Source organism: Halosimplex aquaticum (assembly GCF_028747785.1).
GTDB classification, from domain to species: Archaea; Halobacteriota; Halobacteria; order Halobacteriales; family Haloarculaceae; genus Halosimplex; species Halosimplex aquaticum.
On record NZ_CP118158.1, the window covers coordinates 4,411,575 to 4,426,585 of the forward strand.

Annotated in this window: 14 protein-coding genes and 1 tRNA gene; 11 read left to right on the forward strand and 4 right to left on the reverse strand. The window is 66.6% G+C overall.

Annotation, left to right across the window (positions count from 1 at the left end):
- The first annotated feature begins 82 nt into the window (after nt 1-82).
- The 9 genes from PSC72_RS21790 (at nt 83) to PSC72_RS21830 (ending at nt 9,874) form a co-directional block, all read left to right on the forward strand.
- Entirely contained in the window at nt 83-2,095 is a 2,013-nt protein-coding gene (locus PSC72_RS21790) for an ATP-binding protein (RefSeq protein WP_274323531.1), read from the forward strand.
- A 133-nt stretch (nt 2,096-2,228) separates the two neighbouring features.
- Nucleotides 2,229-3,155 carry an ABC transporter ATP-binding protein gene (locus tag PSC72_RS21795; protein WP_274323532.1) on the forward strand — a complete coding sequence of 309 codons (927 nt, stop codon included), beginning with the start codon at nt 2,229-2,231 and terminating at the stop codon, nt 3,153-3,155.
- Between the two features lie 45 nt (nt 3,156-3,200).
- A complete protein-coding gene (gene sufB, locus PSC72_RS21800) occupies nt 3,201-4,631 on the forward strand; it encodes a Fe-S cluster assembly protein SufB (RefSeq protein ID WP_274323533.1) in 1,431 nt (476 codons plus the stop codon).
- Nucleotides 4,632-4,646: 15 nt separating this feature from the next.
- Entirely contained in the window at nt 4,647-5,861 is a 1,215-nt protein-coding gene (gene sufD, locus PSC72_RS21805) for a Fe-S cluster assembly protein SufD (RefSeq protein WP_274323534.1), read from the forward strand.
- Between the two features lie 129 nt (nt 5,862-5,990).
- Nucleotides 5,991-6,200: a hypothetical protein gene (locus PSC72_RS21810; RefSeq protein WP_274323535.1), complete on the forward strand. Its 210-nt coding sequence runs from the start codon at nt 5,991-5,993 to the stop codon at nt 6,198-6,200.
- 100 nt (nt 6,201-6,300) lie between these two features.
- A complete protein-coding gene (locus PSC72_RS21815) occupies nt 6,301-6,783 on the forward strand; it encodes a ferritin-like domain-containing protein (protein ID WP_274323536.1) in 483 nt (160 codons plus the stop codon).
- A gap of 52 nt (nt 6,784-6,835) precedes the next feature.
- The gene (locus PSC72_RS21820; protein ID WP_274323537.1) at nt 6,836-7,267 is read left to right on the forward strand and encodes a metal-dependent transcriptional regulator; all 432 of its coding nucleotides are present in this window, start codon (nt 6,836-6,838) and stop codon (nt 7,265-7,267) included.
- A 94-nt stretch (nt 7,268-7,361) separates the two neighbouring features.
- Nucleotides 7,362-7,434: transfer RNA gene (locus PSC72_RS21825), tRNA-Gln, on the forward strand.
- 226 nt (nt 7,435-7,660) lie between these two features.
- A complete protein-coding gene (locus PSC72_RS21830; RefSeq protein ID WP_274323538.1) occupies nt 7,661-9,874 on the forward strand; it encodes an immune inhibitor A domain-containing protein in 2,214 nt (737 codons plus the stop codon).
- Nucleotides 9,875-9,959: 85 nt separating this feature from the next.
- On the opposite strand, the gene PSC72_RS21835 is transcribed toward PSC72_RS21830, so the two are convergent.
- Entirely contained in the window at nt 9,960-10,997 is a 1,038-nt protein-coding gene (locus tag PSC72_RS21835; RefSeq protein WP_274323539.1) for a DNA-methyltransferase, read from the reverse strand.
- Between the two features lie 118 nt (nt 10,998-11,115).
- On the opposite strand from PSC72_RS21835, the gene nikR reads away from it, so the two are divergent.
- Entirely contained in the window at nt 11,116-11,535 is a 420-nt protein-coding gene (gene nikR, locus PSC72_RS21840; RefSeq protein WP_274323540.1) for a nickel-responsive transcriptional regulator NikR, read from the forward strand.
- A gap of 36 nt (nt 11,536-11,571) precedes the next feature.
- On the opposite strand, the gene PSC72_RS21845 is transcribed toward nikR, so the two are convergent.
- Complete coding sequence (locus tag PSC72_RS21845) at nt 11,572-12,303, reverse strand: GNAT family N-acetyltransferase (protein WP_274323541.1); 732 nt, start codon at nt 12,301-12,303, stop codon at nt 11,572-11,574.
- Between the two features lie 324 nt (nt 12,304-12,627).
- On the opposite strand from PSC72_RS21845, the gene PSC72_RS21850 reads away from it, so the two are divergent.
- Complete coding sequence (locus tag PSC72_RS21850) at nt 12,628-13,338, forward strand: HD domain-containing protein (protein WP_274323542.1); 711 nt, start codon at nt 12,628-12,630, stop codon at nt 13,336-13,338.
- A 34-nt stretch (nt 13,339-13,372) separates the two neighbouring features.
- Here PSC72_RS21850 and PSC72_RS21855 read toward each other — a convergent pair whose 3' ends face one another.
- Both PSC72_RS21855 and PSC72_RS21860 read right to left on the reverse strand, forming a co-directional pair.
- Complete coding sequence (locus PSC72_RS21855; RefSeq protein ID WP_274323543.1) at nt 13,373-14,083, reverse strand: LysE family translocator; 711 nt, start codon at nt 14,081-14,083, stop codon at nt 13,373-13,375.
- 93 nt (nt 14,084-14,176) lie between these two features.
- Nucleotides 14,177-14,914, reverse strand: coding sequence for a proteasome assembly chaperone family protein (locus tag PSC72_RS21860; protein WP_274323544.1), 738 nt, complete (start codon nt 14,912-14,914; stop codon nt 14,177-14,179).
- Nucleotides 14,915-15,011: the final 97 nt, after the last annotated feature.

Below are 15,011 nucleotides of genomic sequence, written 5' to 3' on the forward strand. Positions count from 1 at the left end.
GCCCGTAGATTTTTGACGTGTAGGGTTTTAAAGACGCTATTGCCCGATGAAGCTAGCTCTCAGGAAACCATCGACGATACTCGTGGTCGCGTCGGACGAGTCCGAACGGGAACCCCTCGTCCGTGCGGCGGAGGCCTGCGACGGGGCGGACGTGGCGGTCGCCGAGTCGTTCGCGACGGCACGGGACCGCATCGATGGGGACGAGAGCGCTTGCGTCGCGATCGGAGACGTCGAGGAGGGGCTCATCGAGTTCCTGTCGAGCATCGAGCCCGACGTCCCGATCCTCTACTGCCCGATGGACGGTGACGAACGCACCGTCGCCGCCGCAGCAGCAGCGGGGGCGGGGTACGTCCCGCGAGTCGACGGATTACACGACCGTCTCGTCAACGCCATGACCGATGCGGTCGAGACCTACCAGGAACGCTGGGTCAGCGCGACGGAGAGCACGATTCTCGATACCATGCTGTCTGACCTCGATGTCGCGCTCTACGCGAAGGACGAACGGGCGCGTCACGTGAAAGTCGCCGACATCAAGGGCGGTGTCCCGCCCGGGGAGCAGTACGGAAAGACCGATCGGGAGATATTCGGGGACGACCACCCGTTCGATTCGGACGAAACGTACCGGGACGACATGCGGGTCATCGAAACGGGAGAACCGATCCGCGAGAAGATACAGCACCACGGCGAGGAGGTCCCCATCTGGTTGCGGACGACGAAAGTACCGCTACGGGACGAGGACGGGCCCATCACGGGCCTCGTCGGCATCTCGGTAGACGTCACCGAACTGAAAGCGCGTATCGGCGCGCTCGAACGACGGATCGAGCGCCTGGAGCACTTCGTCTCGCACGCACACCACGACCTGAAGAATCCGCTGCAGGTGGCCTCCGGCTTCCTGGAGATCGCCCGCGAGCAGGACGACGACGAGGTCGCCCTCGAGAAGATCCAGGGGGCTCTCAACCGGATGGAAGAGATGTTCGACGACCTCAGACAGACGTCGCAGGCCGGGACGAGTATCGACAGCCAGGCGGGGATGGTGCCGCTCACCCCGACCGTCGACGACGTGTGGGCGGCCATCGACACCGAACCGGCGACGCTCGACGTCGCGTTCCCCGACGGCGCCGCGATCCGGGCCGCCGACTCCGATGTTCGCCCGCTGTTCGAGAACCTCCTGAAAAACGCCGTCGAACACGGTTCGACGAGCAGTCGGTCACAGACCGACGACGCCGTGGAGCACGGCGGCGAGGGCGTGACCGTGAGGGTCGGGCCCCTCGCGGATGGGTTCTACGTCGCCGACGACGGCCCCGGGATCCCGGCCGAGGAACGCGACGCGGTCACGGAACAGGGGTACACGACCGCCGAATCGGGGAGCGGGTCGGGGCTGGCGATCGTCTCGGAGATAGCGACCGACAACGAGTGGGACCTCGTCGTCACCGAGAGCGAGTCCGGAGGCGCCCGATTCGAGTTCCGGAACGTGATGCTCGTGGCCGAACACCCGGGGCCGACCATCGCCGGCGCGTCACACGAACTCGACGAGGCGGTCGACGTGGGCGCGGTCACGACCGGCGACCGCGGGACGTACGACGCCGAAGCGGACCGATGGACGATAGAGTCTGACGGCACCAACATCTGGCAGCACGACAACGGCTTCCACTACGTGTTCACACGCGTCTCGGGCGACGTCCGGATCGAAGGGCGCGTGCGAGACGTCGAACGGGTGATCGACTACAGCAAGGCCGGGTTCATGATCCGGAGCGGGACCGACGAGGACTGCGCCTACGGACACGTCGGTGCGACTGCGGCGCAGGGCTCCGAGGTGCTCTGGCGCGGGCGCCCCGGTGCCGGAGGCCGGTCGCAGCTGCTCGGCGACGACGCCGACCGGTTCGAATACTACCGGATCGATCGGGTCGGCGACACGGTCACGTGCTCGGTGTCCCGGAGGGGGAAAGACTGGTACGCGGTCGACCAGCGACCGGTCGAGTTCGACAAGCAGGTACTCGTCGGAATCGCCGTCTCCAGCCTCTCTCCGGAATACCCCACGACGGCGGTCGTGGAGGACGTCACCGTCACCTCGCTCTCCGAACCGCAGACCGGCTGAATCGCCGGGACTCGACGCTCCGCGGACGCGGGTTACGGATTGTGAAACTTATTTTTCGCAATGGCGAATACAGCCAGGAAAAACTCGAAACTATTATCAGCGACAGGACCGTGTTTTAGGATGACCGAAACATATGGCTGTACTCGAAATAGACAACCTGCAGGCGAAAGTCGCAGAGGAGGGCGGTGAGCAGATCCTCGAGGGCGTGGATCTGGAAGTCGAGTCGGGCGAGATCCACGCGCTGATGGGACCGAACGGGTCCGGGAAGTCGACGCTGGCGAAGATCATCGCGGGCCACCCGGCCTACGAGGTCACGGGCGGCAGCGTCTCGCTGCACATCGAGGAGGACGAGTTCGAGGACATCGAGGTCCCCGAAGACCTCCAGACGTGGGACCTGCTCGACCTCGAACCGAACGAGCGCGCGGCGCTGGGCATCTTCCTGGCCTTCCAGTACCCCGCCGAGATCGAGGGCGTCACGATGGTGAACTTCCTGCGGACGGCGCTCAACGCCAAGCTCGAGGAGCGCGAGGAGCTCTTCGAGGACGAGGACGAAGAGGCCGAGGAGGCCGAGGGCGACACGAACGAGGACGCGGCCGGCTACGAGACGTCGCCGATGGAAGGTCCCGCCGACGAGGGCGAGGTCGGCGTCGCCGAGTTTCAGGAGATCCTCCAGGAGAAGATGGAGCAGCTCGACATGGACGAGAAGTTCGCGAACCGTTACCTCAACGCGGGCTTCTCGGGCGGCGAGAAGAAGCAGAACGAGGTCCTCCAGGCCGCGATCCTCGAGCCGTCGATCGCCGTGCTCGACGAGATCGACTCCGGGCTGGACATCGACCGCCTGCAGGACGTCTCGACGGGCATCAACGCCCTGCGCGACGAGCAGGGCGCGGGCATCCTGCAGATCACCCACTACCAGCGCATCCTCGACTACGTCGAGCCGGACTACGTCCACGTCATGCTCGACGGCGAGATCGCCAAGTCCGGCGGCGCGGAACTGGCCGAGACCCTCGAAGACGAGGGGTACGACTGGGTCCGCGAGGAAGTCTACGAGGCCGCATAACGTGCACAGCGTCATAAGGCTCGACACCAAACCTACGACACAACAATGAGTTCAGATCAAGACCACCTCAAAGAGACAGACACGGAGGCCCGCTTCGAGTTCAAGAAAGAGGAGAAGTCGGCCTTCGAGACCGAGAAGGGACTGACCGAGGAGACGGTCCGTCTCATCTCGGAGGACAAAGACGAGCCCGAGTGGATGCTCGAGCGACGCCTGCGCGCCCTGGAGCAGTTCCAGGAGATGCCGATGCCGACCGACTGGCCGGGGCAGCCCGACCTCTCGGAGGTCGACATCGACGAGATCGTCCCCTACATCCGCCCGGACATCGAGACGCGCGGCGGCGCCGAGAACTGGGAGGACCTCCCCGAGGAGATCCAGGACACCTTCGACAAGCTGGGCATCCCGGAGGCCGAGAAGAACGCGCTCTCCGGCGTCGGCGCGCAGTACGAGTCGGAGATCGTCTACCAGAACATGCAGGAGCGCTGGGAGGAGAAGGGCGTCATCTTCTGCGACATGGACAAGGCCGTCCAGGAGCACGAGGAGATCGTCAAAGAGCACTTCATGACGAAGTGCGTCCCCCCGAGCGACAACAAGTTCGCCGCGCTGCACGGCGCCATCTGGTCCGGCGGTTCCTTCGTCTACATCCCGGAGGACACCACGGTCAACATGCCGGTGCAGGCGTACTTCCGGATGAACTCCGAGGGGATGGGTCAGTTCGAGCACACGCTCATCATCGCCGAGGAGGGTTCCGAGGTTCACTACATCGAGGGCTGTTCCGCGCCGAAGTATTCGGCCTTCAACCTCCACAGCGGGGGCGTCGAGGTCTTCGTCGGTGAGGACGCCCACGTCCAGTACTCGACCGTGCAGAACTGGTCGAAGAACACGTACAACCTCAACACCAAGCGCGCCATCGTCGAGGCCGACGGGACCATGGAGTGGGTCTCCGGTTCGATGGGCTCGAAGGCGACGATGCTCTACCCGAGCACCATCCTCAAGGGCCCCGGCGCGACCGACAACCACATCACCATCGCCATGGCCGGCGAGGGTCAGGACATCGACACCGGCGCGAAGGTCTACCACAACGCGCCGAACACGAACTCCACCATCGAGTCGAAGTCCATTGCCAAGGACGGCGGCCGCACCAACTACCGCGGGCTCGTCCACATGGCCGACGGCGCCAAGGGCTCGAAAACTAACGTCGAGTGTGACGCGCTGATGTTCGACAACCAGTCCACGTCGGACACCATGCCGTACATGGAGATCAAGGACAACGACGTCGACGTCGCTCACGAGGCGACCGTCGGCAAGATCGGCGACGAGGACGTCTTCTATCTCCAGAGCCGCGGTCTGGACGACGACGACGCCAAGCAGATGATCGTCGCCGGCTTCATCGAGCCGATCACCGAGGAACTGCCCATCGAGTACGCGGTCGAGCTCAACCGCCTCATCGAACTGGAGATGGAGGGCTCGCTCGGGTAACCCCCGGTGTCTACCATGAGCACGCAGCTACACGCGAACCTCACGGAGGAGCAAGTACAGCAGATCAGCGACGAGCTCGACGAGCCCGAGTGGCTCCTCGAGACCCGTCTGGAGGCGCTCGACGCGCTCGACGGCCTGGACATGCCGGACGTCATCACGACGCCGGGTCCGCGCAACTGGACGAACCTCGTCGACCTCGACTACGAGACGCTGGTCGACCCCCTGGAGTTCGCCCAGGAGAAAGACCGCGTCGAGGCCGAGGGCGCCGATGTCCTCTCGTGGGACGAGGCGCTCGCCGAGCACGGCGACCTGATCGAGGAGCACTTCGGCAGCGTCGTCGACCCCCAGCGGGACTTCCTGACGGCCCTCTCCACCGCGCTGTTCAGCGCCGGGACGCTCGTCTACGTCCCCGAGGGCGTCGCCGCCGAGGACGTGAAGATCCGCACGACGATGAACAGCCGCTCGCTGTTCAACTACACGCTCGTCGTCGCCGAGGAGTCCTCCTCGGCCACGATCCTCGAACGCCAGACGACCGGCACGAACATCGACGGCGACCAGTACTACTCGGGCGTCGTCGAGGTCGTCGCCGGCGAGAATTCGAGCGTCCAGTACGGCGCGCTGCAGAACCTCGCCGAGGACACCTACAACTTCCAGGTCAAGCGCGGCCACGCCGACGACCACGGCACGGTCGACTGGATCGAGGGCAACATCGGCTCCCGACTCACCAAGTCCAGCGTCGAGACCCGACTGCTCGGCGAGGGCTCCGAGAGCCAGATCGTCGGCGCCTTCTTCGGGCACGACGACCAGCACTTCGACATCAACAGCCGCGTCTGGCACGAGAACGAGCACACCACCGCCGACCTCGTGACCCGCGGCGTCCTCGACGACGAGGCCCGCTCGGTCTACGAGGGCGTCCAAGACGTCGGCCGCGAGGCGTGGGACACCAACTCCTACCAGCGCGAGAACACGCTGATGCTGAGCGACGACGCCGAGGCCGACGCCTCGCCGAAGCTCATCATCAACAACCACGACACCGAGGCCAGCCACTCCGCGACGGTCGGCCAGGTCGACGCCGAGGAGCTGTTCTACATGACCTCCCGCGGCGTCGACGAGAAGCGCGCGAAGGACATGCTCGTCGAGGGCTTCTTCGTGCCCGTCTTCGAGGAAGTCGCCGTCGACGAGCTCCGCGACGACCTCGACGAACTCGTCGTCAAGCGCCTGCAGGAGTAACGGGACTTCTCGCGGTTTTCGTCTGAAGGGACGCGCTCTTCCACGATTCTCGGTACGCCGCGCCGTTCCCAGCCCGCGAAAATACGCCGCGATTTTAAATAGAGCCGGCGAACCATACCCACGTAACGGATGCGCCCGATCCACATCGTCCCCCTCGTAGTCGCGGCGCTCGCTCCCCTCCACGCCGGCCCTCCCCGACTGTTCGCCGACTCGGTGCTGGGGGTGATCGTCGGCGTCGTCGCCGTCGTCCTGTACCTGGCCGCGCTCCGCTGGACCGGAGGCGACCGTCGGGACACCGGTACCGAGGGGGCACGGAACCGCGACCGCGGGACGAACTGACCGCTCCGCTCGAATCGCCGAGGGAAGCACTTACGTCCCCTGCTCTCCGAGGACTGCGCATGAACGGAGTCGCGCGCGACGACTACCGGGAGGCCGAACGGTGAGTCTCACCGTCCCGGTCGGGTCCGACCACCAGTTGGCCCGCCTGTTGCAGATCGGCATCGTCCTCGAAGAGGTCGTCGAGGCCCGCGCCGCCAAACACGCCGCGGACTCCGCCGCAGACCTCGGTGACGAGGTCACGGCGATGCTCGAAGAGGCGGCCGAGGAGTCGGCCGACCACCGCAACCGCCTGGAAGCGCTGGTCGACGAACTCGACGCGGAGACGGTCCCCTTCGAGGAGATCGAGATGCTGGTCGAAGCCCAGTACGAGGCCGACGAGGACTTCGACGGCGTCCTCTACGACCAGCTCTGCAACGAGGAGACCGCCTACAAGTTCTACGACGACCTCATCGACGCGGTCGAGGCCTCGGACGTGCAGTTCGGCATCGACCGCGAGCGGCTCATCGACACGCTCGCGGCGATCCGCGAGGAGGAGGCCGAGGGCGTCGAGGAAGTGACCCAACTCATGGAGGAACGACGATGAACGCCGACGGAACTCCGTTCCGTCGAGCTCACGCGAACCCGGAGGGATACGCATGAACACGGCCGACCAGTACCTGAAAGCCATCTACCTCATCCAGCAGATCGAGGATGGGCCGGCATCGACCGGCGACCTCGCCGACCGGCTCGACGTGAGCCCCGCCAGCGCCAACGAGATGATCGGCAAACTCGAAGACCAGGGGCTGGCCGAACACGAGAAGTACAAGGGCGTCACCCTCTCGGACGACGGCATCGTCCGCGCTCGCGACGCCCTCCAGAACTACTGCATCATCGAGCGCTTCCTCGTCGAAGTTCTCGAAGTCGAGGAGTTCCGCGGCGAGGCCCGCCAGCTAGAGAGCGTCATCGACGAGACCGTCGCCGAGCGCCTCGACACCATCATCGACCGCGACCCGAAGTGCCCCGACTGCTTCGATCCGGAAGACGACGTCTGCAGCCTGCTGGAAGTCCCGGCGACCGCCGACGACTGACCCGTCTCGAAGCGTTGAAGTTCGCCCCCAGTGTACGATTTTGCAGCGAGCGGTTCGACAGTCCGGCCAGCGGACGGCCGTTCGAACTGCCGGCAGTCCCGTGGTGTAGTGGCCAATCATAGTGGCCTTTGGAGCCACTGACAGCGGTTCGAATCCGCTCGGGACTATCCTCGGTTCTCAGGCTGTCTACGCACACATTTCCGTCCCGGAGACGACTCCCGGTCGGACGTTGGATTCCCGCCACCCCGGTCACTTTACGGCAACTCCGCCGCCGACGAACAGATCTGATCAGCACGTCGCAGAATAGTGTCTCTAATTGATGATTACGGTGTGACTATTTTTTGTAACTCCGAATGTATTGACATCCGGGTTGCACGGATGCGAACAGTACTGATGGCACTCGTCGTCGTCCTGTCGGCGGTCACGGCAGGCGTCGGCGGCGCGGCAGTGGTATCGCCACCGAACGAACGGGCAGGCGCGGTCAGCCCGGCGGACGCGACTGATGCGGCGAACGCGGCGGACGCGGTAATCCCGAAAGAGGACCAGGAGAACACCTCGGACGGGTACCGGGCGATCGAACCGACGCGTAACTGGACGGACAAACCGGTCGACCTCGACACGGCGCCCGCGGAGTTCTCCGGCGCGGGGGCGTCGAACGGGTCCGTGAGCGTCGCGAGGTCGGACTCCATCGCGATGGACCCGAGCGACGAGGACCACCCGCTGGTCGGGACGAGCAAGCAGTACCTCGGGTCCGACCAGGGAAGCTACTACTTCAAGGAGTACACGCTGCTCTCGGTCGGCGAGAACATCGAGGTCTGGGTGGCGAACGACCTCTCGTGGCCGGCGAACGACACGCGGACGGACCCGACCATCTCCGAGGACCAGGCCGAGGCGATGGCCCGGCAGTTCGACGGGAACATCCACCCCGTCGAGTCGGAGACGTTCGGCGAGCCCGCGGCCCGCAACGGCACGGAGTCGCTGCTCGAACGGTCGGGCACGGTGCCCGAGGACTACTACCAGACCGGCAACGGCTCCGACCGGACGGTCCTGCTCGTGGACAACATCCGCGACCAGAACTACTACGACGAGGACCACCCGCTGTACATCGCCGGGTTCTACTCGCCGACGATCCAGCAGTACACCGACCGCAACGCGATCACGATCGACGCCTACGGCTGGAACGGAGTCGGCGACTCCGGGGGACAGACGGGCTACGAGGGGACCCTTGCTCACGAGTACCAGCACCTGATCCACGCCGACCTCGACGGCGACGAGACCAGCTGGGTCAACGAGGGGATGTCCGACTACGCGGAGTATCTCACCGGTTACGGCGTCCCGCAGGGCCACCTCAACGCATACGAGGAGCTGCCCTCGAACTCCCTGGTCAACTGGGAGGACCAGGGGTCGGCGAACGTCCTCGCCGACTACGGTATCGCCTTCACGTGGACGATGTACCTGGCGGACGAGTACGGCCGGGACTTCGTGACGAATCTCGCTCGGGACGACGCCAACGGGATCGACAGCGTGGAGAACACGCTCGACGAGGTCGGCGCGAAGCGCGACTTCGAGGACCTCTACCAGGACTTCTCGACGGCGGTCGTGACCGACGACCACAGGACGCCGCGGAAGGACGAGTACCACATCGACGGCGTCGAGGTGAACGTCAACACCTCGGGGAACGTCGGGACGGCCGGCGTCTGGGGGACGAACTACCGGTCGATCGACACCAGCGACCGCGGACCGATCAGGGAGGTGACCGTCTCCGGCACGGAGTTCACCGACACGCAGTGGTCGACGGCGACCGATCCCGTGACCGGCCAGGGGGACGTGCTCTACAGCGGTTCTGGGAACCTCTTCGACCGCCACGCCATCGTCGAGCGAGACCTCTCCGACGCGGAGCGCCCGACGCTCACCTTCGAGTCGTACCAGCGGATCGAGGCGAACTGGGACTACGGGTTCGTGCAGGTCTCGACCGACGGCGGCGAGACCTGGCACAGCCTCTCGAATCAGGACACCGACGGCGCGCCCGCTGACGGCGCCCATCCGCTCGTCCGGGAGAACGTCCCGGGACTGACCGGGAACACCGACGGCTGGGAACGCCAGTCGTTCGACCTCTCGGAGTTCGCCGGCAACGAGAGCGTCCTCGTCTCCGTCCGGTACGTGACCGACTGGGCCGTCGCCCAGCCGGGCTGGTGGGTCAAGAACGTCACCGTCGCCGGGGAGTCGGTCGCTACCAACTCGACGGACCCGTTCATGAGCGAACGGGAGGCGACCGGTGACAGGGTCGAGTACCAGTTCACGTTCGTCGGGATCAAGCACAACGGCAACTACCAGGTCAAACAGATCGATACGACGACGTTCGACGAGTCCGGCGAGGAAGACCTGAAGAAGTTCCTGCACAACGGCAACTTCGAGCGCGTCGTCGTGGCGAGCACCTGGGCCGGGGACGAGAGCGAGAGCGGCCGCGTCCCAGTCGGGATCGAGTTCACGTTCGCCGGCGAGGACGAACGCGCGAACGACCACGGCAATGGTCACGGTAACGGCCACGACAATGGGAACGGTAACGGCAACGGCAATGGTCACGGCAACGGCCACGGGGGACGATAACGGCCCGCTGAAGTGACCGGTTCGACCCCGACCCACCGGTCGGGACCCCTCCTTTTCGTCGGCACCTTCCGATGCGCGAACGCGGTCAGATCGGCGTGTGGACGGCCCGGTAGCCGTCTGCGGTACGCTCCACGGACTCGATGGCGTACAGCCGCAGGTCCCGCTCCTGGCTGGTCCGGACCGGAAAGTCGTAGTGGGTCGCCTCGTAGTCGAGGGAGTCACCGCTCTCGCGGGTCTCGGCAACGAACTCCCGGTGGCGGTCAAGTCGCTCCCTGACGACCGACCGCGAGAGGGCCGCCACGTCGGTCATCTGGTCGTCGAACACCTCGGTGAAGGCCGCCTCGCGCTCGTAGCCGATCGAGTTCCGGCCGGCGACGAGGGCGGCGAGCGACGTGGTGCCGGTGCCCCAGAACGGGTCGAGCACGGTGTCGTCGTACACCGAGTACATGTTGACGAGGCGGTAGGGTATCTCGAAGGGGAACGCGGCCGAGCGCTCGCGGAGGTCGTCGTGGCCGAGGCCCTGGAGTTCGCCCTGCACGTCGGTCCAGACGTCAGAGAACCAGCGGTTGCGCTCCTCCCAGAAGTAGGCGGCCTCGTAGCGGCGGTCGGCGCCGGGTTCGAACGACCGCGAGTCGCTCCCGTTGCGGAAGACGAGAACGTACTCGTGTTCGAGCGTGACGTAGGCGTTCGGCGGGACCATCCCCGAGCCCATGAACTTCGCGGCGCTGTTGGCGGGCTTGCGCCACAGCACGTCGGGCAGCGGGTCGAAGCCGAGCGACTGGAACGCCTCGACGACGCGCGCGTGGTTGGGGTAGACGCTGAAGCTATCGCCGACCGTCCGGGTGGCGTCGCCGACGTTGACGCAGGCGATGCCCCCGTCGACGAGGACGCGCGACACTTCGGCCCAGACGTCGTCGAGGACGCCGTGCATCGCCTCGAACGCGCGGTCGCCGTCCCCGTCGGCGAGCGCGTCGCCAACGGCTGGATCGAGGGCGGTGAACGTCTCGTCCCACATCTCGATCATCGGGTAGGGAGGCGAGGTGACGACGAGGTCGACGCTGTCGGCGGCCACGTCCGAGAGGTCGCGCGCGTCGCCCACGACGACCCGGTGACTCGTCTCCATCGTCCCTGTAGTCTACACCACCCTCCTTGAGTCTCCCGACCGAGGCGAGGCTGTGCGCCCGGGCCCCCAACCGGGGGTGATATCAATTCTTATCATCTCGACGGCCGTCGCTTAACATATGACCGTCGTCAGCGTCTCGATGCCCGACGAACTCCTCGAACGGATCGACGCGTTCGCGGACGAACACGGGTACACCGGGCGGAGCGAGGTCGTCCGCGAGGCGGCGCGCAACCTGCTCGGCGAGTTCGAGGACAAACAACTCGAAGAGCGCGAACTGATGGGCGTCGTCACGGTCCTGTTCGACTACTCCTCCTCGGGGGTCGAAAACCGGATGATGAACCTCCGCCACGAGTACGAGAACCTCGTCGCCTCGAACGTCCACAGCCACATCGGCGACCACTACTGCCTCGAACTGTTCATCCTGGAGGGCTCGCTCGAAGACATCTCGACCTTCGTGGGCAAGATCCGGGCGACCCAGGACACGCTCTCTATCGACTACTCCGTCATGCCGGTCGACCGCATCGACACCATCGGGTAGTCCGGCGGTCCGGACGTCCCGGTGGGCTGACGGCCGCTACAGGTACGCCGCGTCCCACCGCGTCGCCTTGCGGGCGTTGCCGCAACTGTCGCACTCGATGCGGCCCATGGCGTCCATCGCGTTCGCCAGCCGGTTGCAGTTGGCACAGAAGTAGCCGTAGTGCTCGGTCGCGTCCTCGTCGGCATAGACGGCGTAGAACTTCCCCGAAGAGCCCTCGTCCCAGTCGCTCTCGTCGACGTAGACGGTGTCACCGTCGCTCGCCCGGATGGACTGCAGTCCGCCCGCCTCCCCCTCGGCGTAGACGTTCTCGACGCGCGTCTCTCCGGCGATCTCGACCTCGTCCCGGCCGACTCGTTCGAACCCCTGTGCCTCGTAGAACTCGTTCCCGTCGGCGTTGTCTTCGAGCACGCGCCCGGCGACGCGGTCGACGCCGGAGGCCGTCAGTCGGTCGTGAGTCCGGTCGAACAGTGCGCTCGCGACGCCTCGGCCGCGATACGCCGGATCGACGTGGAGCCACAGGAGCGTCGCCGTACCGCCGTCCCCCGAGCGCTCGGACTCGGCGAAGCCGACGACCTGCCCGTCCCGCTCGGCGACGAGCACCAGTCGGTCGTCGTCGTCGATCGTCTCGTCCAGCGCGTCCTCGTCGTACCATCCGGACACGGCGGTGGTGATCGCCTGGGGACCGAGGGAGTACGACGCCTGCAACGACCGACGGGCCACGTCCCGGATCGCGGGGCTGTCCTCCGACGCTGCGGTTCGAACTTGCATATGTGGGTTGTTGACACCCATCACGATAAAACCACAGCCACGCCGCGGATCGGCTGTCGACTCGTCGGGCCGCGACGGGGATCGGTGGGCGAGCGTGGAATTTGTCGGGGCGAGAGCGGCATCGACCGGCCCGGAGGGTTCGTCCGTGAGACGAAATCGCAAGACAGTGGCCCTGTCACGGTGGAACATCCCATTCGATGGGACCGCGAGCGACCCCGGAATCCGGGCGAAACCGGTGGGCCACGGGTGTCGTAACGCCTAAGAGTCGAACGCGCGTTTCTATCCGTAAGATGACTGACGCACGTATCTCTCGGGGGTGGTTCTGTGGGGGTCGAGATTAGGGAGTCGCCGGTCTCCGAGGAGGAGTTCGAGGAGATGAAGGGCTTCGTTCACGACTACCTCGCCGCCAGCGTCGAGAGCGAGGACGACGGCGGCCGCATGCGGTGGTACCCCTGGCACTCCGCGGAGTACCGGTTCAATCACATCCTGAACGTCGTCGAACTCGCCGAGGAGATCGCCGAGTCCGAGGGCGCGAACGTGGACGTGACCCGCGTGGCCGCGCTGTTCCACGACATCGCGAAACTGGAGGTCGACCAGGACCTCCACGCCGAGGAGGGCGCCCGCATCGCCCGCGAGTACCTCACGAGCCACGGCGACTACCCCGCGTCGTTCGTCGACGAGGTCTGCGCCGCGGTCGAGGACCACTCCTATCAGGGCGATCTCACCGACCTCTCCCTGGAGACCCAGTGTCTCATCGAGGCCGACCTGCTCGACAAGGTCGGGGCGAACGGCACGGCCCTGATGCTCCTGCGGATGGGCTACGAGTCCCGCACGCACATCGACGCGGCCGAGATGGTCGGGCGCGTCCTCGAACGCGGCATCGACGCCCGCGAGCGCGTCCGGAGCGACACCGCCGAGAGCATCGTCCACCGCCGGCTCAAGCGGGTCAAGTGGTTCAAGGAGTGGCTCGAATCCGAGGTCGCCGACGTCGACCCCGACGGGGACCTGCGCGGCCCGCCCGACCGACCGGACTGACCCGGTCTACCCTTCGCGCCGAGGCCTCCGACAGCTACGCGACCGAGCCGAGGAGCGTCCGCGCCGCCGTCCAGCAGAAGGTGGCGCCGAAGCCCGCGAGTACGACGGCCGAGACGCCTGCGACGGCCGGCGCGAACGAGTCGACGCGTCGGCCGACGCTGACCAGCGTCGCGGGGAAGCCGACGATCCAGACGCCGATCCCGCCGAACAGCCCCGCGAGTAGCGCCGGACTCCCGGTTCTGACCACCAGCACGCCCGACAGTCCCTCGCCGACGGCGGGCAGGTACGAGAGCACGTCGACGGTCCCGGGTTCGAGCAGGCCGACGCCGACCGTCAGCCAGAAGAGTATCTGGTAGGGGTTCGTCAGCGCGAGGACGAACGCCTTCGTGAAGCCGCGAGCGTCGGCGTCGTCCGGGGCGGGCCCTGCGTCGTCGGACAGGAAGTCCGCGCGAGCGTCGCGGACCGCGCCGGCGGCGAAGTAGAGCATCAGCAGCCCGCCGGCACCGACCATGATCGCCCGGACCGTCCCCGCGTCGTCGAGGAACGCCACCACGCCGGCCAGCGACAGCGCGAAGAAGATCAGGTCGGCGCTCATCGCGCCCAGCCCGGCCGTGAAGCCGGCGAGCCAGCCGCGGAGGACGCTCTCCTCGGCGATGACCGCGTTCATCGGGCCGGGCGGCGCGGCCAGCGCCAGCCCGAAGACCACGCCGACGCCGACGGTCTGCGCGGCGGTTGCGACTCCCATCGGCGTCGGATACCGACCGGATCGCGAAAAAGGCGTTGCGTCCGACGCGTCCGAGCCCGCCACGGGGACACAGCGCGGTTCCCGCCCGGCCCGCTACTGGTACATCCCGATCGGCTGGGCCTTCGAACTCTCCTCCTGGGCCTCCTGCATCCGCTGGGCGAGGTTCTCGCGGGCCTCGCTGATCTCCTCGGCCTGCTCGACGAGGTGGTCGGTGTCGACGTCGACGCCCGCGATCGGGCCGACGCCGTCCAGCAGGATCACGCGCGCGGCCTCCGGATCGGGGAAGTTCCTGTTGGACTCGACGACCAGCCCCAGCGCGTCGAGGTCGCTGCGGTTCGCCTCGTAGAGGAGCGCGCCGGTCGGGCCGCTGATGACGCCGCTCTCCGTCGGCGCGGGGATCCCGTGTTCGTCGAGGATCGCGGCCGCGCCGCCGTTCGCGACGCCGTACAGTTCGGGGACGCCGTCTTTCTCGGCGGGGAGCCCGGAGACGAACAGGGCCGTCGCGTCTCGCTCGCCCAGCCAGGCGGTCAGACAGGTAGCGAAGTCGTCGGCCGCGTTCGGGGAGACGGGCACGTCGCTCTGCAGGACGAGCAGGTCCCGCGCCTCGTCGGCGTAGATCCGGACCGGCGGCTCGTAGGCGCGCTCGCCGTCGTTGAAGACGGCCACTTCGGGGAGGCCGTCGCAGTGACACGACGCGTAGTAGGTCATGTCGAGCGCGTCGACGAGGTGGTCGGCCGCGATCTTGCCGACGAGGCCGACGCCGGGTAGCCCCTCGATCAGCGTCGGCGAGTCGAGTTCGATCCCGTCGTCGTGTACCTGCACGCGTGCCATGACGGATCCCCGGGCTGCCAGCGGCTTAAAACCGCACGCGGCGGAGCGGCCGGCGGCACAGAGACCGACCGTTCCCGGCGCGAGACGAGGGGGTTAA